The organism is Aminobacter sp. P4_D5 (assembly GCF_056401815.1).
Map to the genome: position 1 here is coordinate 1 of NZ_JBFUIP010000723.1, position 709 is coordinate 709.

The following is a 709-nucleotide window of genomic DNA, read 5'->3' on the forward strand; positions in this document are numbered from 1 at the left end:
CGGAGGCGCTGGCCAACCGCATCGCCCGCGAGGTCCCGGCCTGGCGTGACCTCATCGTGCGGGCCGGGATTGCGCAGGAGTAGCCGAGGGCCGGACCGCCGACTTCTGATGCAGGGTCGTATGCTGTAACGCATCACTTCTTTTCGAGGCTGGCGCCCGCGCCTGACCCGAAATAGGCGGCTGGCAGGGGTGTTTCCTTTTGTGGGGAGGTGGTTAACCCGGCTAGGCTGATTTCCTCGCGAGTCAACGGGGTTCCGCCATGCGCTGGCGCCTGCCGCTCTTCGTCCATTTGAGCGCGGCCTTCGTTGCGCTGCTGGTCATTGCGCTCGCGCTGCTCGGTCTGCACGCCGACTACCAGAATCGCCGTACCGCTCTGATCGCCGCGGAGAAGATCTCGCGCCCGACTCTCGAGACCATCAGTCTGGAAGTTCGGCGACTTCTGGGAACAGCGAGTCAAACCGCGAACCTGCTGGCGGCAAGCCGTCTCGCGGAAGTCGACGACGACGTCGAGCATGTCGCGGCGCTGCCCCTGGTGGCGCGGGCCCTCGAGGCGGCCCCCGCGTTGAGCAGCATCTATGTCGGGCGGGACGACGGGAGTTTCTTCTCGGTGGTCGCCGCCCAGCGGATCGGCGGCGGCCTGCCCGTCCAGGTTCCGGCCGGGACAGCCTACGCCCTGCGCGAAGTCAGGCCTGCCGGACCGGAACGGGAG

1 protein-coding gene is annotated in these 709 nt (G+C 67.7%); it reads left to right on the top strand.

All coding sequences use genetic code 11. The features are described 5' to 3' along the window. Positions 1-259: 259 nt before the first annotated feature. Positions 260-709: hypothetical protein (locus tag AC1DWF_RS34580; protein ID WP_476842990.1), on the top strand; the 450-nt coding region annotated here is incomplete at its 3' end.